The following is a 608-nucleotide window of genomic DNA, read 5'->3' as shown; positions in this document are numbered from 1 at the left end:
CTTACATCGTCGGATTTTACTGTCAGCATTTCCTGAAGAGTATATGCAGCACCATAACCTTCCAAGGCCCATACTTCCATCTCTCCAAATCTTTGTCCGCCAAAATGTGCTTTGCCACCAAGAGGCTGTTGTGTTACAAGCGAATATGGGCCCACGCTTCTTGCATGAACTTTATCATCTACTAAATGGTGTAGTTTTAATATATACATAACACCAACAGTAACAGGTTCTATAAATTTTTCGCCAGTTAAGCCGTCATAGAGTGTTGATTTAAATGTATCAATGCTTAAAAGCTTTTTATAATAATCAAAATCTTTTTCTTTTGGACCTTCAAATACAGGAGCTGCAAAATACACACCGTTTTGCCATTCTTTAGCATAAATATCAAGCATATCATCACTTAAGCTATCAATGAATTTATCCGCATTGCCAAGAAATATTTGTTTTAAGTATTGTCTTAGAACATCCTTTTTTTCTTCTTTTATAAGTTCATCAATTTTCTTACCCAAACCTTTTGATATCCAGCCCAAATGAGTCTCAAGAATTTGACCTAAATTCATTCTTGAGGGTACACCCAATGGGTTTAACACCATATCAACTGGCCTACC

Annotated in this window: 1 pseudogene; it reads right to left on the bottom strand. The window is 35.9% G+C overall.

Annotated elements, in window-relative coordinates:
* Positions 1–608: pseudogene (locus tag Q0C22_RS01975) on the bottom strand (DNA-directed RNA polymerase subunit beta); the annotation flags it as partial.

The sequence above is a fragment of the Desulfurella sp. genome (genome assembly GCF_023256235.1).
GTDB lineage: Bacteria > Campylobacterota_A > Desulfurellia > Desulfurellales > Desulfurellaceae > Desulfurella.
This window is presented reverse-complemented; position numbering and strand designations above follow the sequence as displayed.